The following is a 21,398-nucleotide window of genomic DNA, read 5'->3' as shown; positions in this document are numbered from 1 at the left end:
GGTTGTGGAGGCGTGAGGAGGCTAACCCTTCACCGCGCCGAGCATGACTCCGGAGACGAAGTACCGCTGGACGAAGGGGTAGACCGCGAGGATGGGCAGCACGGTGAGCATGATCGTCACCGACTGGATGTTGGCCGCGACCTGCGTGAGATCCGCCGCTCCCGCGCCGGCGTTCTCGGCGCCGGTGGCGCCCGCGATGATGTTGCGCAGATAGACGGTGACCGGGAACAACTCCGTCCTGTTGAGGTAGAGGAACGCCGAGAACCACGAGTTCCAGAACGAGACCGCGTAGAACAGCACCATCGTGGCGATCACCGCCTTCGACAGCGGCAGCACGATCCGCCCCAGGATGCCGTAGGTGTTGAGCCCGTCGATGGCGGCGGCCTCTTCCAGGTCGCTCGGCAGGTTCTCGAAGAACGCCTTCATCACCAGCAGGTTGAAGACGCTGATCGCGTTGGGCAGGACGATGGCCCAGAGGGAGTTCGTCAGCCCGAGGCTGTTGACCAGCACGTAGTTGGGGATGAGTCCGCCGTTGAAGAACATCGTGAAGACGGCGACCCAGATGAGGAACGTCCTGCCCTTGAGGTGCCTCTTGGACAGCACGTACGCGTAGCAGGTGGTCAGCACCATCGCGATCGCGGTGGCGACGACGGTGTAGACCACGGTGTTGCGGTAGTTCGTCCAGAACATCGGGTCCGCGACCACGATCTGGTACGTCGTCAGGTTGAACCCGCGCGGGATGAGGTTGACCTCGCCCGACAGGATGTAGCGTTCCTCGCTGAAGGAACGGGCGATGATGTTGACGAACGGATAGAGCGTCAGGATGACCACGCCGGTCAGGACGACGGCGTTGACGACCTGGAAGGCGCGGTAGCCCCGGCTCTTGGCGAGTGTCACCACAGGCTCGTCCCTACTGCTCGGCGGGAGATCAGGTTCGCCGACAGGATCAGGGTCAGCCCGATGATGGCCTCGAACAGGCCGATCGCGGCGGCGTAGCTGAAGTTGCTGGACTCCACGCCCATCCGGTACAGGTAGGTGGAGATCACGTCGGCGGTCGGATACGTCAGGGGGTTGTAGAGCAGCAGCACCTTCTCGAAGCCGACGGCCATGAACGTGCCGATGTTGAGGATCAGCAAAGTGACCGCCGTCGGCCGGATGCCGGGGAGCGTGACGTGCCAGATCTGCCGCCACCGTCCGGCGCCGTCGATCCTGGCCGCCTCGTAGAGCTGCTCGTCGATGGTGGTGAGGGCGGCGAGGTAGAGGATCGTGCCCCAGCCGACGGTCTGCCAGATCTCCGACGAGATGTAGATCGTGCGGAACCACTCGGGTTTCTGCATGAACGCGACGGGGTCGTCGCCGAAGGCCCGGACGATCTGGTTGACCGGACCGTCGATGGAGAGCGTCTGCATGACGATGCCGGCCACGACCACGATCGACAGGAAGTGCGGCAGGTAGGAGACCGACTGCAGGAACCTCTTCAGGCCGCGGTTGCGGATCTCGTTGAGCAGCAGCGCCAGCACGATCGGCAGCGGGAAGCAGAACAGCAGGGTCAGCCCTCCGAGGATCGCGGTGTTGGTGAAGACGTTCCAGAACGTGGGGTCGTTCAGGAACAACTTCACGTAGCGCAGGCCGACCCATTCCTCGCCCAGCACGCTGCCGCCGGGCTCGAACTTCCGGAACGCGATCACGTTGCCGATCATGGGAGCGTACCGGAAGACGGCGAAGAACAGCAGCGGCAGGATGGCCAGCGAATAGAGCTGCCAGTTGCGGCGGAACGCCGCACTCCAGGCGGAGGCGCCGGCGGGACGCCGTCTGCGGCGGCGCGTGGACGGCCCGGTTTCGAGGGTGTCCGGTGGGGGGTTCATGGTCGTGGGGGTGGTGCTCATCCTCTGTCCTCCGGTGCGATGCGCTCGATCCGCGCCCGTGGCCGCATCCGTCGCTCGTGGCCCACTTCGCGTACGTCGCCGGTCACGCGCAGCGGCACGGCCCCGGCCGCGTCGGCGCTCGACCGCGCGAAGCGCAGCTCGACCTCGCCCGGCTCGACGATGCGCCGGCCGCGCACGCCGGTGAACGAGGTGAGGTCGGCCGGCACGTCGAACGTCACGCGGGCGGCCTCGCCCGGCTCCAGCGGGACGCGGGCGTAGCCGACCAGGCGGACCACCGGCCGCGTGGTCTGAGCGACCGGGTCGTGCAGGTAGAGCTGGACGACCTCGGTGCCGGGCCGGGTGCCGGCGTTGCGGACGGTGACGGCGACGCTCACCTCGCCGTCGACCGGCCAGTCCGCGCGCTCGCCCGGCTCTCCGGGCCCTGTCACGTCGCTCCAGTCGAACGTGGTGTAGCCCAGCCCGTGCCCGAACGGGAAGGCGGGGGTCGGGTCGACGGACGACACCTGGGAGCGCCGGCCCAGCCACGGGGACAGATATGTGGCCGGCAGTCCGCCCGCGTCGCGCGGCACGCTGACGGGCAGCCGTCCCGACGGGTTCACCGCGCCGGTGAGCACCTCGGCCAGGGCCTGGCCGCCGCGCTGGCCGGGGAAGAAGGCGTACACGATGGCGGCGGCGGCGTCGACCTCCTCACCCAGCGCATACGGCCGCCCGGCCAGCAGCACGAGCACCACGGGGGTGCCGGTGGCCAGCACGGCCCTGACCAGCTCGGACTGCACGCCCGGCAGACGCAGGTCGGTGGCGTCGCAGCCCTCGCCGGAGGTGCCACGGCCGAACAGCCCGGCCCGGTCGCCGACGGCCAGCACGCACACGTCGCCGGCGGCGGCCGCGGCGGCCGCGGCCTCGATGCCGGAGGTGTCGTCGCCGGTGATGTCGCAGCCGGGCACGTAAGTGAGCCCGGGGACCAGCGCGCCGAGCGCCTCGCGCAGTGAGGGGATCTCCAGGCCGAGCCCGTGCTCGGGGTGGGCGCCGACATGCGCGGGGAAGGCGTAGCAGCCGAGCATCGCCATCGGGTCGTCGGCGACCGGCCCCACGAGGGTGACCCGCCGGCCGGGGGCCAGCGGCAGGATGTCCGCGGTGTTGCGCAGAAGCACCACCGATTCGCGGGCCAGCCGCAGGGCGATGTCCTGGCTCTCGGCGTCGTCGAGGCGCAGCCGATCGGCGCCGCCGGAGGACCCGCCGGAAGAGCCGCCGGAAGAGCCGTCGGGCGAGGTCCCGGGCAGGCTCTTGGACAGGCCTTCGGGAATGCACTGCCAGCCTTCGTCGAGCAGGCCGAGCTCGGCCTTCTGTGTCAGCACCCTGCGAAGCGCGCGGTCGACGAGCTTCTCGTCGACCGCTCCCGCCTTCACCGCCTCGATCAGCGGTTCGCCGAAGGTGTCGACGGTGGGCAGTTCGACGTCGATGCCGGCGCGCAGGGCGAGCCCGGCCGCCTCGGCGCCGTCGGCGGCCACGGCGTGCAGTTTCTGCAGGAACCGGATCGCGAAGTAGTCGGCGACCACCGTGCCTGTGAAGCCCCACTCGTCGCGCAGCAGCCCGCTCAGCAGGCCGTCGTCGGCGGCCACGGGCACGCCGTCGATCTCGGCGTAGGAGTTCATCACCGAGCGGGCGCCGCCCAGGCGCAGCGCCATCTCGAACGGCGGCAGGACGACGTCGGCCAGTTCCCTGCGGCCCATCGGCACGGGGGCGAGGTTGCGGCCGCCGCGCGAGGCGGAGTAGCCGGCGAAGTGCTTGAGCGTGGCGACGACGCCGGCGCCCTCCACCCCGCGCACGTAGGCCGCGCCGATGGTGCCGACGAGGTAGGGGTCCTCGCTGATCGTCTCCTCGGTGCGGCCCCAGCGGTAGTCGCGGGTCACGTCGAGCACCGGGGCCAGGCCCTGGTGCACGCCGGCGGCGCGCAGGGAACGGCCGATCCGCCCGGCCATCTCCTCGACCAGCCCTGGGTCGAACGCCGCGCCCCAGCTCAGCGGCGCCGGGTAGACGGTCGCCCGCCAGGCGGCGAACCCCGTCAGGCACTCCTCGTGCACCTGGGCGGGGATGCCGAAGCGGCTGGTCGCGACGATCTCGGCCTGGGAGGCGGCCAGCGACCGGGCGCCGGCGGCGGGGTCGACGGGCGCGGTGCCGTACGGCCTGGTCAGCTGGCCGAGCCCGTGCCGGATGACGGTGCTCCACTCGGCGCCGCCGGCCATCTCGGTCTGGTGCGGGGCGACGCCCTCCCCCGAGGCGTCGGCGCCGACCCACACCCCCACCAGCTGGGCGACCTTCTCCTCCAGCGTCATGAGCGGGATGAGGGCCTCGGCTCGCTCGCCGGGGGACAGCCCTGGGTCCCGCCACCGCGTGCTGCCGTCCGGCGTGGGGCGCGTGTCGATCGGTCCGTGGCCCGTCATGCCATCCCTTCGGGGCTTATAACGGCAACATCCCACGCGGATTGCGGTATGTGAAGCCGAAACTTTCAAGGAAAACCGCTTAATATTGCGGCAACATAAGCGGGTTCGCAGAAGGCTGTCAAGAGCGTCTCCAACTGCTATGTTGCAGGTCCGGTCGGCGCGCGACGCCCGAGTTCACTGTCTATGTCGGTCGTTGTGCGGCGATAACTTTCCCGAAAGTTTCGGCATGGTGAGGGGTTGCCGTGGCCCTGACGAATCTGGACGCCTCGATCAGGAAGAACCGTACTGCGAATGCCACGATCACTGTCACCCTGGACGGCGTTCCGCTGCCGGATCGGGATGTGCTGGTCTCCCAGCGCGACCACCGGTTTCTGTTCGGCTGCACGGGGTTCGACCTCGTGCCCTTCGCCAACGGCGAGCTGACGGGCGAGGCCGCCGCCAGGGCCGAGCGGCTGGCCGGGCACTGGCTCGGGTTGTTCAACTTCGTCACGCTGCCGTTCTACTGGGGGCAGTTCGAGCAGGTACGCGGGCAGGCCGGGACCGCGCGGCTGCGGAAGGCGGCGACGTGGTTCCGCGAGCGGGGACGCCCGGTCAAGGGCCATCCGCTGGTGTGGCACACGGTGACGGCCGACTGGCTGATGGACCTGCCGAACGAGGAGATCGCCCGCGCGCAGGTGGACCGGATCCGGCGCGAGGTAAGCGATTTTTCCGAACTTATCGACATGTGGGATGTCATCAACGAGGTCGTCATCATGCCGATCTTCGACAAGTACGACAACGGGATCACCCGCCTGTGCCGCGAGATCGGGCGCATCCCGATGGTCAGGATGGTCTTCGACGCCGCCCGCGAGGCCGACCCGCATGCCACGCTGCTGCTCAACGACTTCGACATGTCGGCGGCGTACGAGTGCCTCATCGAGGGCCTGCTCGAAGCGGGCGTGCGCATCGACGCGCTGGGCCTGCAGAGCCACATGCACCAGGGCTACTGGGGTGAGGAGAGGACGCTCGCCGTACTCGACCGTTTCTCGCGGTACGGCCTGCCCCTGCACTTCACCGAGACCACCATCCTGTCCGGCGAGCTCATGCCGGGGCACATCACCGACCTGAACGACTACCAGGTGGCGTCCTGGCCGAGCACTCCCGACGGCGAGGAGCGCCAGGCCGGCGAGATCGTCCGTCACTACCGGACGCTGCTGTCGCATCCGTCGGTTGAGGCGATGACGTACTGGGGGATGGCCGACGGCGGCTGGCTCGGCGCGCCCGGCGGGTTCGTCCGCGCCGACGGCAGCCCCAAGCCGTCGTACGAGGCGGCGCGGGCGCTCATCAAGGGCGACTGGTGGTTCCCGCCCACCACCTTGCGCACCGACGCGGAGGGGCGGGTGCGCTTCACCGGGTTCCTCGGCGCGTACGAGGTGTCGGCGGCCGGTCGCACGGCGGCCTTCCACCTGGACTCCCCCGGCGAGAGCCGGGCCGTCGCCGCAATGTGACGCCGCCCGGATCCGGCACGTACGGCCGGGATCCGGGCGGCGTCAGGGCGGTCCGGTCTGGTCGGGCCAAATCTGGTCGGGCCAGGTCTGGTCGGGCCAGGTCTGGTCGGGTCAGTCCTGCAGGGCGGTGCGGAGCTTGGTCAGCACGGCGCGCAGGATGCGGGAGACGTGCATCTGCGAGATGCCGAACTCCGTGGCGATCTCCGACTGGGTCATGTTGCCGTAGAAGCGCATGAGCAGGATCGTGCGCTCCCGCTCGGGCAGCGCGTCGATGAGCGGCTTGATCGCGTGCTTGCCGAGCATGTTGTCGAGCGAGTCGTCCTGCGCGGGCAGGAAGTCCCCGAGGTCGGCCGCGTCGTCCTCGCCGCCGACGGGCGCGTCCAGCGACAGGGTGCTGTACGCGGCGGAGGCGTCCAGGGCGAGCAGCACGTCCTCCTCGGAGATGCCCATCTTGCCGGCCAGTTCGGCGACCGTGGGGGCGCGGCCGAAGGTCTGGGTGAGCTCGCTGGTCACCTTGTTCAGCTCCAGGCGGCGCTCCTGGTAGACGCGCGGCACCCGGATGGCCCAGGTGCGGTCGCGGAAGTGCCGCTTGACCTCGCCGACCATCGTGATCATCGCATAGCCGCGGAAGTCGTGCCCCAGGGTGGGGTCGAATCCGTTGATGGCCTTCATCAGGCCCACGTACGCGGCCTGGCGCAGGTCCTCCATCGGCTCGCCGCGGTAGCGGTAGCGGCGGGTGACCTCGCCCACCAGAGCGTCGTACATGGCCACGACCCGCTCACGGATCCGTACCTTCCGCAGCTCCGGCGTCTCGGGCCGGTTCATCTCGGTGAGCAGCTGCTCGGCGGTCATCTCTTCGAGTGCGATCTCCAGGACGGCCATCTGATGCTCCCAAAGCTCAGTTCATGGCTGCCCCTGCACGACAAAAAGCCCAGGCAGAGGCACGCCACGGATAATGCGTGGGTCGAAGCCCTCTGCTGGACTTCTGGATCAGAGTATTCCCTATTGCTGGGCATATATCAACATATCGAGGCACAAATTTGTGCGCTTGCGTCCGCGACCGTCAATCCACGGTGAAGACGAAGGTATGCGGGCCGGACGGCACGGCGGCGCTCAGGCGTACGCGGTGCACGGTCTCGGGAACGCCGTCGTGGCCGCGCGCCTCCAGGTCCTCGGCCGTGACGCGCCACGGGGGCGGGACCCGCAGCGCGACCGGCCCCCAGCGGACCGAGCCGCGGCGCACCTCGGGGCGCACGCGGGAGACGAACGACTCCGTCACCGGGCATTCGCCTCCCGTGACGTCGAAGGTGTCGGTGAGCTCCAGCCGGGCCGGCCACCAGGCGAAGGCGCGGGTGAAGCGGACGAGCCGGGGCGCGTCGTAGGCGGCGGTCAGGTCCAGCGTCCACTCCACGGTGTCGGGGCCGGCCGCGTACCGGACGGTCTCGGCGCGGCGGTCGCGGCCGGGGCGTTGCGCGGCGCCCCCGATGATCGGGACCGAGTGCCACTCCGCCGAGGCCTGCGCCACCGCGTAGCGGCCGGGGCCGAAGTAGTCGCGGGTGTACTCGGGGGCGCCCAGGTCGTCCAGCACCGTCTCGCCGTGGGCGTGCAGGACGAAGTGGCCCAGGTCGAGATGGTTGTGCGGCTCGTCGTTGTGACCGCCTTTGGCGGCGAAGGCCGTACCGTCCGCCCTGGCGACCACGATCGCGGCGTCCGGCAGGCGGTCGTGCGGAGCGAGCGGGGCAGGCGGCGCCGGCGGCGTGGGCGCCGTCCACCACAGGGTGCGGCTCAGGTGCGCCCAGCGGTAGCAGTGATCGTCGTGGAACGACGGCTCCCGCCGCGGCGGCACGCGCACGCCCAGGCGCTGCGCCAGGCGGTCCAGCAGGCCCGCCGGGTAGGCGCCCGTGCCGGAGGAGTCGGCGAAGGCCGGGCGCACGCCGTCGCCGAGGTCGATCCTGGCGGGATAGGCGGCCATCTCGCGGACGTGGGGGTCGTCCAGCAGGTCCCTGCCCGTACGCTCGCGCAGCGCCTCGGCGAAGTAGACGAAATAGCCGAAGCCGTAGGACCAGTAGTCGGGTCCCTCCAGGCAGGCGCCGTCCGGGCCCGCGCCCGCGAGGAACGATGCCAGGGCGCGTTCCAGGCGGGGCAGGAGGGCGGGCAGGTGCTCGTAGTCCAGGGCGAGGGCAGCCATCCCGGCCGCGCCGGCGCAGACGGCCGCCCAGTTGTGCCGGGCCGACTCCCACCACAGGGCTGGCGTTCCGGCCAGGAGGGGGCGCAGGACCCTGCGCTCCACCTCCTCGCGCGCCCGGTCCCGTACGCGGGGGTCGAGCCGCCCGCCGAGCAGGGCCACCGCCTCCGCCAGTGTGTGCCCGGTCTCGGCGGCGAACAGGTCGACGAACGTGCCGACCGGACGGTCCTGCGGCTCGTGGGCCGGCAGCACCCACGAGTACTCGTCGCACACCGCCCACAGCAGGTCGTCAAGCGCCGGGTCGGGGCGGCCGTCCAGGTGCGCGACCAGCATGAGGGCGGCCAGGCGGCGGCGCCGTTCGAAGTAGACGCGCTCGTAAGCACGGCGGTCGCCGGTGTCGGCGTAGCGGCTCCACAGGGCGAAGGTCAGCGCGGGCAGCGGTTCCGTACGCGCCCTTGCGGCCTCCTCCCGCGCCTGCCGTACCAGCAGCGCGGGCGCGGGAGCGGGGTGAGCGGGCATCAGGCGATGCGGTTCAGGTCGGCGGGGCGGACGGCGCCCCGGAGCGGGCGGCCGCGGACCAGGCGCTCCACCTCCGCCACCGCGAACTCCCCCAGCCGCCGCAGCTCCCGTCCCCGCGCGCCGCTGATGTGCGGGGTCACCAGGACGTTGGGCAGGGCGAGCAGCGGATGGCCCGGGGGCAGCGGCTCGGGGTCGGTCACGTCGAGGACGGCGCCGATGCGGCCGCCCGCGCAGTGGCGTACCAGCGCGTCGGTGTCGACGATGGCGCCGCGAGCGGTGTTGACCAGCACCGCCCCGTCGCGCAGGAGCGACAGCCGCCGGTCGCCGAGCAGGCCGCGCGTCTCCGGCAGCTCGGGGGCGTGCACCGTCAGCAGGTCCGCGCGCCGGCACAGCTCGTCGAGGGGGACGAGGCTCGCGCCCAGCGCGGCGGCCTGTTCAGGGCTCGCGTACGGGTCGCTGAGCAGGATGTCCGCGCCGTGGGCGCGCAGCCGTCCGATGACCAGCCGGCCCACCCGCGAGGCGCCGACGACGCCGACGACCGCCCCGGTCAGCCCGCCGCGCTCCCCCGGCGTGGCCACGCCCGGCAGCGCGTCGCCCGACCACCCTCCGGCGGCGTACGCGCGGGCGCGGGTGAACGCCTGTTTGGCCGCCAGCACCAGCATCGCCAAGGTGAAGTCGGCCACCGGCACCGCGTTGGCCTGCGCCGCGGAGGAGACGACGATGCCCCGGTCGAACACCTCCGCCGTCAGATGACCCTTCACGCTGCCCGCCGCGTGGACGACCGCGCGCAGCCGGGGCGCGGCGTCCAGCACGCCGGCGTCGATGCGCGGGCAGCCCCAGCCGGTGATCAGGACGTCGGCGTCGAGCGGCCCCTCGAAACGGTCGAGGACGCGCTCGTGCACCCGGGCCACCAGCGACAGCCGGCGGCGCAGCTCCGGCGGGAACAGTTCGGGCAGCAGCGGCGGCTGCAGCGCGAAGGCCGCGAGCGGGTTCGCCGGGAGGGTCATCGGGGGCCGAGCGGGCGGACCGAGCCGCGCACCACGATGTGCGTGCCGAGGATCAGCGGGCTGGAGGCCATCCGGCCGAGCGCGAGGCGTACGGCGGCCCGGCCGAGCTCGTCGTGCGGCAGGTGCACGGTCGTCAGGCGCAGGTCCTGGGCCGGGGGCACGTCGTCGTAACCGACGATCGAGACGTCGCCGGGCACGCTCAGCCCGTGCTCGTCCAGCGCCTGGATCGCCCCCGAGGCCACCAGGTCGTTGCCGGCGAAGACGGCGGTGAAGCCGGGCGGCCCTTCGGCCAGGCGGCGTTTCATCGCGTCGTACCCGGCCTCGCGCGTGAACTCCGCCTCCACCTCCAGGGCCGGGTCGGCGGGCACGCCGTGCTCGGCCAGCGCGCTGCGGTAGCCGGCCACCCGGCTGTCGGAGGTGGTGTGGCCGGGCCGCAGCCCGAGGTAGAGGATCCTGCGGTGGCCGGCCGAGAGCAGGTGGGCGGTCACGGCGTGGGCGCCGCCGGTGTTGTCGTAGCCGACGACCAGGGCCGGCACGCCCTCCCCGAGCGGCGGGCGGCCGCACAGCACCAGGCGCGAGCCCGCGGCGGCCAGCGCGTGCGCGTACTCGGTCATCCGCTTGCGGTATTCGTCGTCCAGGATCACGCTGCCGACCAGGATGACGGCCTCGGCCCGCTGCTCGCGCAGGAGCTGCACGATCGACAGCTCGCGGCCGGTGTCGCCGCCGGTGGTGCAGATCAGCGACAGCCGGCCCTCACGCGCGGCCTGCTCCTCCACGCCCTGGGCGATGTAGGCGTAGTAGGGCATGGCGACGCTGTCGACGACGATCGCGATGGCGCCGGGGCGGGCCGCCGACAGGGCCCTGGCGTGGGCGTTGGGGACGTAGTCGAGCTCGCGTACGGCCCGCAAGACCTTGTTGCGGGTGACGGCCAGCACGGGATAGCCGCCGGCCAGCACCCGGGAGACGGTGGCCACGGACACCCCGGCCCGCCGCGCCACGTCGCGGATGGTGACCCGGCCGGGCGTGCTCACCGGGCACCCCCTGGTGCGGCGGGCTCCCGGGTGGGGCCGGTGCGTGCGGAGGCGGCCCGATCGGCAGGCGGCAGTCTCACGGCAGGCCTCCAGGCAGGTAACCGGTTACATGGCGAACGCCCTGGACGCTAGGAGATCTGCCACGGCCCGTCAAGACCGGATCCAGCGGCTTTGTAACGAAAAGTTAACAGCACATTGACGGCACCTGCCGGGCGCGTCTAACGTCCGCCTCACGACGTCAGAAGTAACCGGTTACCTCGCATCGGCACCGATCTCACCCCCCTCAACGAGAGGTGGCCCCGATGGACAGACCACTCAGCCGCCGCGGACTGCTCAAAGGCTCCGTGCTCTTCGTCGCCGGCGCCGCCGTCTCCGCGTGCGGTGGCGACCCGCTGGCCAAGACCAAGACCTCACCCGCCGCGGGCAACGCCAAGATCACCTTGAACCACTGGTACCACGAGTACGGCGAGGAGGGCACGCAGCAGGCGGCCCTGCGCTACGCCGCCGACTTCACCAAGGCCAACCCCGACATCGCGGTCAAGGTGTCCTGGATCCCCGGCGACTACGGCACCAAGTGGACGGCCGCCGTCCTGACCTCCGACGGCCCCGACATCTACGAGGTCAACGACGTCAGCCCCGACATGGTCAAGGCCGAGCAGGTCACGCCGCTCGACGACGTCCTCGGCGCGGAGAAGTCCGACTTCGACGCGAAGGTGCTGGCCCCGTACACGTGGGGCGGCAAGGTCTACGCGGTGCCCATGGTCGTGGACCCGATGCTGGTGTTCTACCGCACGTCGTTGTTCCAGAAGGCCGGCGTGGCGGTGCCGACGACCTTCGCCGAGTTCGCCGCGGCGGCCAAGACGCTCACCGCGGGCAAGCAGAAGGGCCTGTTCGTCGGCAACGACGGCATCGGCGACCTGGGGATGCTGGTGCCCTGGTCGAACGGCAACCTGCTGGTCGAGGACCGCGAGATCGTCTACGACGACCCGAAGGTGGTCGAGGCGCTGACCGCGCTCAAAGGCCTGCACGACAGCAAGGTCACCCTGCAGGGCTACTCGACCGACTGGTGGGACCCGGGCGCGCTGATCACCGGCGCGGCGGCCATGCAGTGGGTCGGCATGTGGGCCGTTCCCGGCATGACGGCGGAACTGGGCGACGACTTCGGCGCCTTCCCCCTGCCGGCGTTCGGGCCCGGCGGCCGTCAGGTGGTCAACATGGGCGGCTGGGTGCAGGTCGTCAACGGGAAGAGCGCCCACCTGGAGGCGGCCAAGAAGTACGTGCGCTGGTTGTGGGTGGAGAACACCGCCGCGCAGACCGACTGGAACCTGGGCTACGGCTTCCACATCCCGCCGCGCACCAGCGCCGCCAACGCGGCGGACAAGCTGCGCACCGGCCAGGCGCAGAAGGTGATGGAGGCCGCGAACACCCACGGCGTCAAGCAGCCCGCCCTGTGGACCCCCGAGGTCCGCCAGCCCTACGACGACGCCGTCACCGCCATCGTCAAGAAGGACGCCGACCCGGCCAAGACCCTGGCGGAGGCGGCCAAGCGGTCCCAGGACATCCTGGACAAGGTGCCCACGCTATGACGACGGCCGCGCCCGCCCGCCCCCGCGCCGGCGGGCCGCACCGCGCTCCCGCGCGGTGGGCCTCCCGGTGGCCGGCCTGGCGCGCGTTCCTCCTGCTCACCCTGCCGATGGTGGCCGGTCTGCTGCTGTTCAAGTACGTCGCCATCGGCTGGGGCCTGCTGCTCAGCTTCAACGACGCCCGCGGCACCATCAGCCTCGGCTCGTGGAACGGCCTGGACAACTACCGGCGGCTGCTGGGCGACCCGGCTTTCACCAGGTCGCTGGTCACCATCCTGGTGTTCACGCTGTTCATCGTCCCGGTGACGTTCGCCCTGGCGCTCGGCCTGGCGGTGCTGGTCAACCGCCTGCGCGGCGGGCGGGCGATCTTCAGGACCACCTTCTTCATCCCCACGGCCGTCTCGTACGTGGTCGGGGCGCTGGTGTGGAAGATGAGCCTGTTCAGCGGCACACCCTCGGGCGTGGCCAACAGCCTGGCCTACCTGCTCGGCTACGAGGACACCATCGGCTGGGTGGCGACCGTGGACCCGCCGCTGTACTGGATCGTGCTGGTCACGGTCCGGCTGTGGCTGCAGACGGGCTTCTACATGATCCTGTTCCTGGCCGGCATCCAGCAGATCCCCGCCCAGCTGTACGAGGCGGCGCGGGTGGACGGCGCGCACACCGAATGGCAGCTGTTCCGCCACATCACCTGGCCGATGCTGCGCAACACGTCGGTCGCCGTGACGCTGCTGCTGATCATCAACGCGTTCCAGGCGTTCGACGAGTTCTACAACATCCTCGCCTCCAACCTGTCGGGGCTGGGGAGCGCCGACGGCAGGACACCGCTGATCTACCTGTTCCAGACGGCGCTCGGCGAGCAGAACTACGGCGCCGGATCCGCGGGCGCGTTCATCGTCACCGCGCTGATCGTGGTGTTCACGCTGCTGCAGGGCCGCTTCGCCGGGTTCGGCAGGACCGGAGAGGAGGAGGGGCGATGAGGAAACGGCATCTGGGCTCGTACGCGGCCGCCATCGTCTTCGCGGTGCCGTTCCTGCTGCCGTTCTACCTGCTGATCCGCAATGCCCTCATGACCAGGCGGGAGCTGGGCTCGCTCGACTGGCAATGGTGGCCGGAGGAGATCAGCTTCCAGGGCTTCGCCGACGCCTTCGGCAACGAGGCGGTGCCGCTGGCCAACGCCCTGTGGAACTCCACGCTCATAGCCGCGATCTCGGCGCCCCTGTCGACGCTGCTGGCGTCGATGGCCGGATATGCGCTGGCCCGCATCCCCGTGGCGGCGTCCAAGCCGGTGTTCTACTTCATCATCGCCACGATGATGGTGCCGGGCGCGGCCACGTTCATCCCGACGTTCGTCGTGGTCGGCTCGATGGGCGGGGTGAACACCCTGTGGGGGCTGATCGCCCCCGGCCTGTTCAGCGCGTTCGCCGTCCTGCTGTTCCGCGGCTTCTACCTGCGTTTCCCCCGCGAGCTGGAGGACGCGGGCCGGGTGGACGGCCTGGGCTTCCTCGGTCTGTACGCCCGCCTGGCGCTGCCGAACTCCGGCGCCCTGTTCGCCTCGCTCGGCATCCTGTCCTTCATCGAGCACTGGAACGCCTTCCTGTGGCCGCTGGTCATCGGCCAGGACCCGGAGTACTGGACCGTGCAGGTGGCGCTGTCCACCAACCTCAACCAGCAGGCGGTCAACCTTCCCGCGCTGTTCGCCGGCGCGCTCGTGGCCATCCTGCCCTTGGTCGCCCTCTTCCTCATCGCGCAGCGCTGGATCGTCAGGGGCGTCCTGCTCTCCGGCATCAAGGGCTGACCACCCGTCCGGGAGGAGAGCGGGGTGGGCGGGTCGCCCGCCCGCGTGTTCGCCCACGTCGCCATCCTGATGAGCCGGCGGGCAGCCGAAGAGTGCATCGGCGAGCTGCGGCGCTCACCCTCCACCGCGAGGGCCCGCGCGCGTTCCGGCTCGCACGGTGGACGGCCTCCTTCGGCTCCAGGCCGCAGGTGGCGGACTTCAGGGAGCGGCTGTCGCAGACCCCGCGAAGCGGGGCGCTGCTCGGGCAGCACCCAGATGCGGTCATGTCCGGGTAAATACCCTGACCACGCCCTGTATCGCCACAAAATGCGACGATACAGTGACGTACTGTGAACGAGACTAAGCGTGTGGAAATAACCTGGCCCGGCCTCGGCATCACCGTGGCGGCCCAACTCGACGAGCGCAACCCCGCCCTGGCCCAATGCCTGTGGGACGCGCTCCCCTACCGCAGCCTGCAAGGACACGCCCTGGTGGCGGGATACCACCTCTACCACGTGGCCCCGGTCCACTCGCTGCTGCACGCCCCCGCGGAATACCGCGTGGACCGCCGCACCGTGCCCGACGGCACCCTGTTCTGCTCCCGCCTGCAACACCTGGGCATCAAGTACGGCGAACTCACCGAACCCATGACCGCCACCCCCGTCGGCCAGGTCGCAGAAGAGGACCTCGACGCCCTCATTCAGGCCGGCCGCGACGTCTGGAACGCCGTCTACACCACCAAAGAGCCCGTCATCGCCGAAGTTCGCCGCGCCGGCCAGGACAGCGGCCACGTCCTGCCCCGCCTGCCCATCGGCGACCCGCAGCTCAACGAACTCGTCAAAGACGTCCACGCCGAGACCGAACGCATCTGGCTCGACCCGCCACGCGAGCTCGTCGCCCTGCACGAGGGCCGCATCCCCTCCGGCGCGGGCAGCTACGAGACCGTCCTGACCACACTCCTGTTCGTCAACGGCGAGACCCGCCCGCTCGGCTACAGCTGCTACGGCGGCCTCGTCCGCGCCGCCCTCGACGGCATGCCCATGCCGTGGCTGCGCCAGATGACCCGCCAACTCGCCGCCACCCCCGCCGAGTTCCTCGGCTACTGCGGCCTCGACACCCTCTGGGACTTCACCCAGCGCCTCCTGTCAGGACTCGAACGCCTCGACAGCCACGAGGACTTCATCTCCGTCATGGCCCACATGGCCCTCTACTGCAACTGCCTGGGCGGCTGGAACCTGCACCTGTTCCCCTGGCAGGCCGGCGAGAGCCTGCGCGTCGTACGGGAGCCGGCATGAACGGCGGCTCCCGGGTGGTGGTGGTCGGCGGCGGCGTGATCGGCCTGTCAATCGCCTACCACCTGGCTGAAGCCGGCGTCGACGTCACCCTCCTCGAACGCGGCACCCTCGGCTCCGGCGCCTCCCGCGCCACCGCCGACGTCGTCCGCTCCTACTTCGCCGGCAACCCCGTCAGCTCCGCGCTGGCAGTACGGAGCCTGCAGGCCTACCACGCCTTCCCGGACCGGCCAGGCATCGACCTGCCCCTGCGGCAGGTCGGCTACCTGGTCCTGTTCACCGAGCCGGAACAGCTGTCCGCCTTCCAGGCCGACCTGCCCGCCCAGCACGCCGCCGGCGTCGACGTCCGCCTCATCACCGCCGAGGAGGCGCGCGAGCTCAACCCGCTCGTCGGCGGCGACACACCGCTGCTGGCCGCCGCGTACTCGCCGCAGGCCTACATCTCCGACACCACGGCCATCGTCACCGCCTACGCGCAGGCGGCCGAGAAGGCCGGCGCCGTCCTGCGTACCGGCTGCCCGGTCACCGGCATCGACGCGCAGGCCGGCCGCCTCCGCACGGCCAGCGGCGAGATCGGCGCCGACGCGATCATCTGCGCCGCCGGCGCCTGGTCGGCCTCACTCGTCCGCTGCGCGGGCGTCGACCTGCCGCTCACCGAACCCATCGAGCAGGAACTGCTCACCACCGACCCGCTGCCGCCCGACACACCCGACGTGCCGGTCACCCTGCACGCCGCCACAGGCCTGCTCATCCGGGTCCGCGACGACCGCATGCTGATCGGCATGGGCTACCCGGGGCCCGACCGGGAGGCCTGGCGACACGACGTCGCCCGGCGGGTCTCCGAGGTCTACCCGAGCCTCGCGGAACTCACGCTGCACACCGCCGTCACCGGCCTGCGCGACGCGAGCCCCGACCGCACCGCCTTCATCGGCCACCAGCCGGGGCCTCCGGCGTTCCTGTACGCCACCGGCTTCTCCGGCCACGGACTGTGCAACGCGCCCGCCGCCGGCGAGCTGGTCCGCGACCTCTACCTCGACCAGGACCCCGGCTTCGACGTGACCGCGCTCGCGGTCGGCCCACGACGAACGGGATGACCCATGACCGACCACAGCCGCTTCATCCTCGACCCGGCCACCAGCGACCTGCACGGCGACGACGACAGGCTGCGCGCCGCGGGACCGCTCGTCCCGGTAGACGCCGAAGGCGTGCACACCTGGGCCGCCACCCGCTACTCCACGCTGCTGGCCGTACTGACCCACCCGGACCTGTCCAGGGAACTGCGCTACTGGAAAGACCGCGACAGCGCCCCGCCGGGCACCGCCATCACCCGCATCGTCACCGACACCTCGCTGCTCAACGCGGAAGGAGACGAACACCGCCGGCTACGCGCCCCGCTGACGCCCGCCTTCACCCCCCGCCGGCTCAAAGGGCTGCGCCCGAGGATCGAGGAGCTCACCGCCGCCCTCATCGACCGGCTCGCCGCCATGCCGCCCGGCCGGCCGGTCGACATGCGCAAGGAGTACGCCTACCCGCTGCCCCGCGACGTCATCTCGGACATGATCGGCATCCCGGCCGCCCACCAGGAGAAGCTCCACGAGCTGACCGACGCCGTCGCCCAGGTCGGCGGCAGCCTCGACGACACACCCGACCTGCGCCAGGCCCTGCACGTGCTGCTCGGTCAGATCATCGACGAGCGGCGCGACAGCCCCGGCGAGGACCTCATCACCGACCTCATCACGCTGCGCGAGCAGGACGGCGGCAGGCTCTCCAACGACGAGCTGTTCGCCACCATCGAGCTGCTGTTCATCGCCGGCCACGTCACCACGGTCAACCTCATCACCAACGCCATCGGCGCCCTGCTCCACGTACCCGACCAGGTCGAGCTGCTGCGCGCGGGCAAATGCCCCTACAGCGCGGCCGTGGAGGAGACCCTGCGCTGGGACTCGCCGATCGCCTACTTCCCCATGCGCTACGCCCGGCGCGACGTCGAGATCGACGGCGTACGGGTGCGCGCGGGGGAACCTGTACTGGGCTGCTTCGCCTCCGCGGGACGCGACCCCGACCAGTACGGCGAGGACGCGCACCTGTTCGACCTCACCGACCCGCCGGCCACCCACCTGTCCTTCGGGCACGGCCCGCACTTCTGCCTCGGCGCGCCACTGGCCCGCCTCGAGGCCGAAGTGGCGCTGTCGGCGCTCTTCGACGCGTTCCCGGAGATCGCGCCCGCCGTACCGGCGGAAGAGCTGCGCCCGCTGGACACCCTGCTCGGCAACAGCACCCGCACCATGCCCGTGCTGCTCGGGCCGCGCGCCCAGTGACCAGCCCAGTGACCCGCCCGTTGGTTCGCCGCGTGCCCGCCTGGACAGGGGGCACGCGGCGAACCAACGGGCGGAACGGCACCCGAATACCCACCGCCGCCGGTCGCGTTCTAATCTCCATGGACGACGATTGGAGCCGACGCCGTGCCACACCCCGACCTGCCACCGACCGACGCGCCCATGCGCCTGGCCACCACCATCCGCCCCTACGACTGGGGCTCGGTCACCGCCCTGCCCGAGCTGTTCGGGACGGAACCCACCGGCCGGCCGCAGGCCGAACTCTGGATGGGCGCCCACCCCGGCGCCCCCTCGACCGTCGCCGGCATCCCGCTCAACGACCTCATCGCCCGAAACCCCGCCGCCACCCTCGGCGAACGCTCCACCGCCCGGTTCGGGCCCGCGCTCCCCTACCTGCTGAAGGTCCTCGCCATCGAGCGGCCGCTCTCCCTCCAGGTCCACCCCACCACCGAACAGGCCGAGGCCGGGTTCGCCGACGAGAACGCCCGCGACGTCCCCCTCGACGACCCCACCCGCACCTACAAGGACACCTCGCACAAACCCGAGATGGTCTGCGCCATCACTCCCTTCCACGGCCTGTGCGGGTTCCGTGACCCCGCCGCCACCGCCGACCTCCTCGACCGCCTGTGCCTGCCGGACCTGCGCTCCTGGACCGGCACCCTCCGCTCCGCCGAGCCGCGGACCGCCCTGCGCACCGTGTTCGCGCAGATGCTCGACGACGCGTCCGGGCCGCTGCGCGACCAGGTCGAGCACGCTCTCATCGGCACCGGCGACGACGAACTGGCCCCCTACGCCGGCATCGCCCGCGCCTGCCCCGGCGACCCCGGCATCGTCGCCGCCCTCCTCCTGCACCACGTCGACCTGCTCCCCGGCCAGGCGCTCTACCTCGGCGCCGGGGTGCCCCACGCCTATCTGGACGGCATCGGGGTGGAGATCATGGCCAACTCCGACAACGTGCTGCGGTGCGGCCTCACCACCAAGCACGTCGACGTCCCCGAGCTCATGCGCGTCGTCGACTTCACGCCGGCCGCCCCGCACCTCGTCCACCCCGGCCACGACACCGCCGGCGAGCACCACTACCGGCCGCCCGCCCCCGAGTTCGCGCTCATCCGCTACGACCTGACCGGCGAAGCCGCCCACACCCTGCCCGGCGGCGTGCCGCGGATCGTGCTCTGCCTCGACGGCGAGACCCGCCTGGGCGAGGGCCTCACCCTGCGCCCGGGGCAGTCGGCGTTCGTGCCGGCCGCCGCCGCGCCGGTGCGGGTTTCCGGTAAGGGTACGGCGTACTGCGCCGAACCCGGCGCCTTTACGTTGTAGATTTCGAACTCCGGAGCATGACGAGGGGCGGCCGTACCCGGCTTGACCTGGCACGTTACTGTGAACCATGGTGCCGAAACGGACCGAAGGCAACCTGCCGCTCGAACTGTCGAGCTTTGTCGGCCGCCGTCACGAGCTCGCCGAGGCGCGGCGGCTCATGACCCAGACCCGCATGCTGACGCTGACCGGCGCCGGCGGCGTGGGCAAGACCAGGCTCGCGCTGCGCCTCGCCGCCGACGCACGCCGGGCGTTCCGTGACGGCGTGTGGCTGGTCGACCTCGCCCCCCTGCACGACGCCGAGTCCCTCGCGCCCGCCGTCGTCGACGCCCTCGGGTTCCGCGACGAATCGCCGCGCCGGCCCGACTCCGGCCTGGTCGAACTGCTGGAGTCCCGGCAGCTCCTGCTCGTGCTGGACAACTGTGAGCACATGCCTCTGCCGGTGGCCGTACTGGCCGGCAAGCTGCTGGGCGCGGCCCCCGAGCTGCGGATCCTGGCGACCAGCCGGGAGACCCTCGGCGTGGAGGGCGAGTGTGTGTTCACGGTGCCGCCGCTCACCCTCCCCCTGCCCGGGCAGTCAGCGGACCTCAGCGAGGCGGTGACCCTGTTCGCCGAACGGGCCGCGGCCGTACAGCCGGGTTTCACCCTCGGGGACGACGGCGAGCGGGTCGCCGAGCTGTGCCGGCGGCTGGACGGCCTCCCGTTGGCCATCGAGCTCGCCGCGGCGCGGCTGAGAGTTCTGCCCGTGGCCGAGATTCTCGACCGGATGGACGACCGTTTCCGGCTCCTTGCCGACCGCCGGCAGACCGCCGTGCCCAGGCACCGGACGCTGCGCGCGGCGATCGACTGGAGTTACGACCTCTGCGAGCCCGCCGAACGCGTTCTGTGGGCCCGGTTGTCGGTGTTTCCCGGCGAGTTCGGCCTGGAATCCGCCGAGCAGGTCTGCTCCAGCGACGAGATCGCCCCGGACGAGGTGTTCGATCTGCTGGGCGGACTGCTGGACAAGTCGATCCTGACGCGCACGGAGCGGGCCGGACGCGCGCGATACCGTCTGCTCGACAACATCCGGGAGTACGGTCAGGACATCCTGGCCGGCTTCGGCGAGGAGCCCGCGCTGCGCAGGCGGCACCGCGACCACTATCTGAGCCTGGCGCGACGGGCACGGCAGGAGTGGTTCGGTCCCGACCAGGCGGAGTGGGTCACCCGGCTCCAGTGCGACCAGGACGGGATCAGGGCCGCGCTGGAGTTCAGTCTCGGCGAGCCCGGCGAAGCGCCCGCCGCGCTGGAGATCGTCAGCTCGCTGTGGAACTACTGGCTCTTCACCGCCGGCTCGTTCGGCGAGGGCCGCCGCAGGCTGGCCCGAGCCCTGGAGCTGGCTCCCGAGGCCAGCCCGATCCGCGCCGACGCGCTGTGGGTGGCGGCGTGGTTCGCCCTCAGGCAGGGCGACGTGGACGCGGCCAAGCCCCTGCTCAGCGAGAGCCGCGACCTCGCGCAGCGGCTCGATCTCCCGGCCGCGCTGGCGAGCGTCACCCATTTCTCCGGGCTGGCCGCCCATCTGGAAGGCGAGCACCAGGAGGCCCTGGCGCTCCTGTCGGAGGCGCGCGAGCGCTACCTCGCCGCCAGCGACCAGGCCGGAGTGTGGATGACCCTGTTCCACCTGGTCATCGTCTACTCGGCGTCGGGCGACACTGATCAGGCCGCTGCATACGCGGCGGAGTGCCTGGCGATGTGCGAGGGCCGCAGCGCCTACCTGTCCAGGTCCAACGCCCTGTGGGTGGCCGGCCTGGCGCACTGGTTCCAGGGAGCGCAGGACCAGGCGGCGGCGCTGGTCAAGAAAGGGCTCGACGTCATGCGCCGCCACGACGACCGCTGGGGCGTCGCCGAGAGCCTGGAGGTGCTGGCCTGGATCGAGGCGGCGCACGGCCGGGAGGAGCGGGCGGCCACCCTGTTCGGCGCCGCCTGCGCGACCTGGCGGTCGATCGGCACGGCGACGCCCGGGCTGCGGTCCTTCACCGACTTCCACAACCTCTGCGAGACGCGGGTGCGCGACGCCCTGGGCGGGGACGCGTACCTGAGCGTCTTCCGGCGGGGCGCCGGCCTGTCCCTCGACGAAGCCGTCGACCACGCGCTCGACGTCGACCGGAGCCCGCCGGCGCAACGCCGGCGGCCCTCCGTCCTGACCCCCCGGGAACAGGAGGTCGCAGAACTCGTCGCACAGGGGCTGAGCAACAAGGAGATCGCCGCCAGGCTGGTCATCGCGCAGCGCACCGCCGAAGGGCACGTCGAGCACATCATGACCAAGCTGTCTCTCTCCTCCCGGGTGCAGATCGCGACGTGGTTCACCACCCACGGCCGCAGTCACTCTCGTAATCCGCCCGGTAGGTGACGTCTTCGAGGGAAGCGAGCACCTGACAGGTGCCGCCCGGATGCCGGACGTTGTCGTCTCTGATGACAATGGGCTTCCCGATCACACCTGGGCGGGTCACCTCCACCCATGCCGTCCCCACCGTGTCATCCGCCAGGACGCACAGCTCTCTGCC

The 21,398-nt window shown here is 71.3% G+C and carries 17 protein-coding genes; 10 read left to right on the top strand and 7 right to left on the bottom strand.

The features are described from left to right. Positions 1-21: 21 nt before the first annotated feature. From GUY59_RS02900 to GUY59_RS02890, 3 genes are read right to left on the bottom strand one after another with little or no spacing between them, the layout of a single operon-like run. The gene (locus GUY59_RS02900) at positions 22-900 is read right to left on the bottom strand and encodes a carbohydrate ABC transporter permease (RefSeq protein ID WP_138198759.1); all 879 of its coding nucleotides are present in this window, start codon (positions 898-900) and stop codon (positions 22-24) included. Continuing rightward, the gene (locus GUY59_RS02895; RefSeq protein ID WP_138198758.1) at positions 894-1,886 is read right to left on the bottom strand and encodes an ABC transporter permease; all 993 of its coding nucleotides are present in this window, start codon (positions 1,884-1,886) and stop codon (positions 894-896) included. The genes GUY59_RS02900 and GUY59_RS02895 overlap by 7 nt, the downstream gene beginning before the upstream one ends. After that, positions 1,883-4,327 carry a glycoside hydrolase family 3 N-terminal domain-containing protein gene (locus GUY59_RS02890; RefSeq protein WP_138198757.1) on the bottom strand — a complete coding sequence of 815 codons (2,445 nt, stop codon included), beginning with the start codon at positions 4,325-4,327 and terminating at the stop codon, positions 1,883-1,885. The genes GUY59_RS02895 and GUY59_RS02890 overlap by 4 nt, the downstream gene beginning before the upstream one ends. 242 nt (positions 4,328-4,569) lie before the next feature. Between GUY59_RS02890 and GUY59_RS02885 the strand changes: the two genes are divergently transcribed. Continuing rightward, on the top strand, positions 4,570-5,814 hold the full coding sequence (locus tag GUY59_RS02885; protein WP_201760435.1) for an endo-1,4-beta-xylanase: 1,245 nt from the start codon (positions 4,570-4,572) through the stop codon (positions 5,812-5,814). Between the two features lie 111 nt (positions 5,815-5,925). On the opposite strand, the gene GUY59_RS02880 is transcribed toward GUY59_RS02885, so the two are convergent. The 4 genes from GUY59_RS02880 to GUY59_RS02865 form a co-directional block, all read right to left on the bottom strand. Beyond that, positions 5,926-6,696, bottom strand: a complete 771-nt coding sequence (locus GUY59_RS02880) for a SigB/SigF/SigG family RNA polymerase sigma factor (protein ID WP_138198756.1) — start codon at positions 6,694-6,696, stop codon at positions 5,926-5,928. Between the two features lie 181 nt (positions 6,697-6,877). Then, on the bottom strand, positions 6,878-8,518 hold the full coding sequence (locus GUY59_RS02875) for a heparinase II/III domain-containing protein (protein WP_138198755.1): 1,641 nt from the start codon (positions 8,516-8,518) through the stop codon (positions 6,878-6,880). Continuing rightward, positions 8,518-9,525 (bottom strand): hydroxyacid dehydrogenase, encoded by a 1,008-nt coding sequence (locus GUY59_RS02870; RefSeq protein ID WP_138198754.1) that lies wholly within the window; start codon positions 9,523-9,525, stop codon positions 8,518-8,520. Before GUY59_RS02870 ends, GUY59_RS02875 begins: the two co-directional genes overlap by 1 nt. After that, positions 9,522-10,556 carry a LacI family DNA-binding transcriptional regulator gene (locus GUY59_RS02865; RefSeq protein WP_138198753.1) on the bottom strand — a complete coding sequence of 345 codons (1,035 nt, stop codon included), beginning with the start codon at positions 10,554-10,556 and terminating at the stop codon, positions 9,522-9,524. The genes GUY59_RS02870 and GUY59_RS02865 overlap by 4 nt, the downstream gene beginning before the upstream one ends. Positions 10,557-10,858: 302 nt before the next feature. Between GUY59_RS02865 and GUY59_RS02860 the strand changes: the two genes are divergently transcribed. From GUY59_RS02860 to GUY59_RS02820, 9 genes are all read left to right on the top strand, one after another. Then, positions 10,859-12,142, top strand: coding sequence for an ABC transporter substrate-binding protein (locus GUY59_RS02860; protein ID WP_138198752.1), 1,284 nt, complete (start codon positions 10,859-10,861; stop codon positions 12,140-12,142). After that, entirely contained in the window at positions 12,139-13,119 is a 981-nt protein-coding gene (locus tag GUY59_RS02855) for a carbohydrate ABC transporter permease (RefSeq protein ID WP_138198751.1), read from the top strand. The genes GUY59_RS02860 and GUY59_RS02855 overlap by 4 nt, the downstream gene beginning before the upstream one ends. After that, positions 13,116-13,937 (top strand): carbohydrate ABC transporter permease, encoded by an 822-nt coding sequence (locus GUY59_RS02850; RefSeq protein ID WP_138198750.1) that lies wholly within the window; start codon positions 13,116-13,118, stop codon positions 13,935-13,937. The genes GUY59_RS02855 and GUY59_RS02850 overlap by 4 nt, the downstream gene beginning before the upstream one ends. 92 nt (positions 13,938-14,029) lie before the next feature. Next, positions 14,030-14,212 (top strand): hypothetical protein, encoded by a 183-nt coding sequence (locus GUY59_RS02845; RefSeq protein WP_138198749.1) that lies wholly within the window; start codon positions 14,030-14,032, stop codon positions 14,210-14,212. Between the two features lie 72 nt (positions 14,213-14,284). Next, positions 14,285-15,211 (top strand): hypothetical protein, encoded by a 927-nt coding sequence (locus GUY59_RS02840; protein WP_252374798.1) that lies wholly within the window; start codon positions 14,285-14,287, stop codon positions 15,209-15,211. Then, positions 15,208-16,302: an NAD(P)/FAD-dependent oxidoreductase gene (locus GUY59_RS02835; protein ID WP_138198748.1), complete on the top strand. Its 1,095-nt coding sequence runs from the start codon at positions 15,208-15,210 to the stop codon at positions 16,300-16,302. Before GUY59_RS02840 ends, GUY59_RS02835 begins: the two co-directional genes overlap by 4 nt. 3 nt (positions 16,303-16,305) lie before the next feature. Further along, entirely contained in the window at positions 16,306-17,526 is a 1,221-nt protein-coding gene (locus GUY59_RS02830; RefSeq protein ID WP_138198747.1) for a cytochrome P450 family protein, read from the top strand. A 144-nt stretch (positions 17,527-17,670) separates the two neighbouring features. After that, positions 17,671-18,861 (top strand): mannose-6-phosphate isomerase, class I, encoded by a 1,191-nt coding sequence (gene manA / locus GUY59_RS02825; RefSeq protein ID WP_330849125.1) that lies wholly within the window; start codon positions 17,671-17,673, stop codon positions 18,859-18,861. A 67-nt stretch (positions 18,862-18,928) separates the two neighbouring features. Then, on the top strand, positions 18,929-21,244 hold the full coding sequence (locus tag GUY59_RS02820; protein ID WP_138198746.1) for an ATP-binding protein: 2,316 nt from the start codon (positions 18,929-18,931) through the stop codon (positions 21,242-21,244). Positions 21,245-21,398: the final 154 nt, after the last annotated feature.

This window comes from Nonomuraea sp. K271 (genome assembly GCF_009908215.1).
Lineage (GTDB): Bacteria > Actinomycetota > Actinomycetes > Streptosporangiales > Streptosporangiaceae > Nonomuraea > Nonomuraea longispora.
This window is presented reverse-complemented; position numbering and strand designations above follow the sequence as displayed.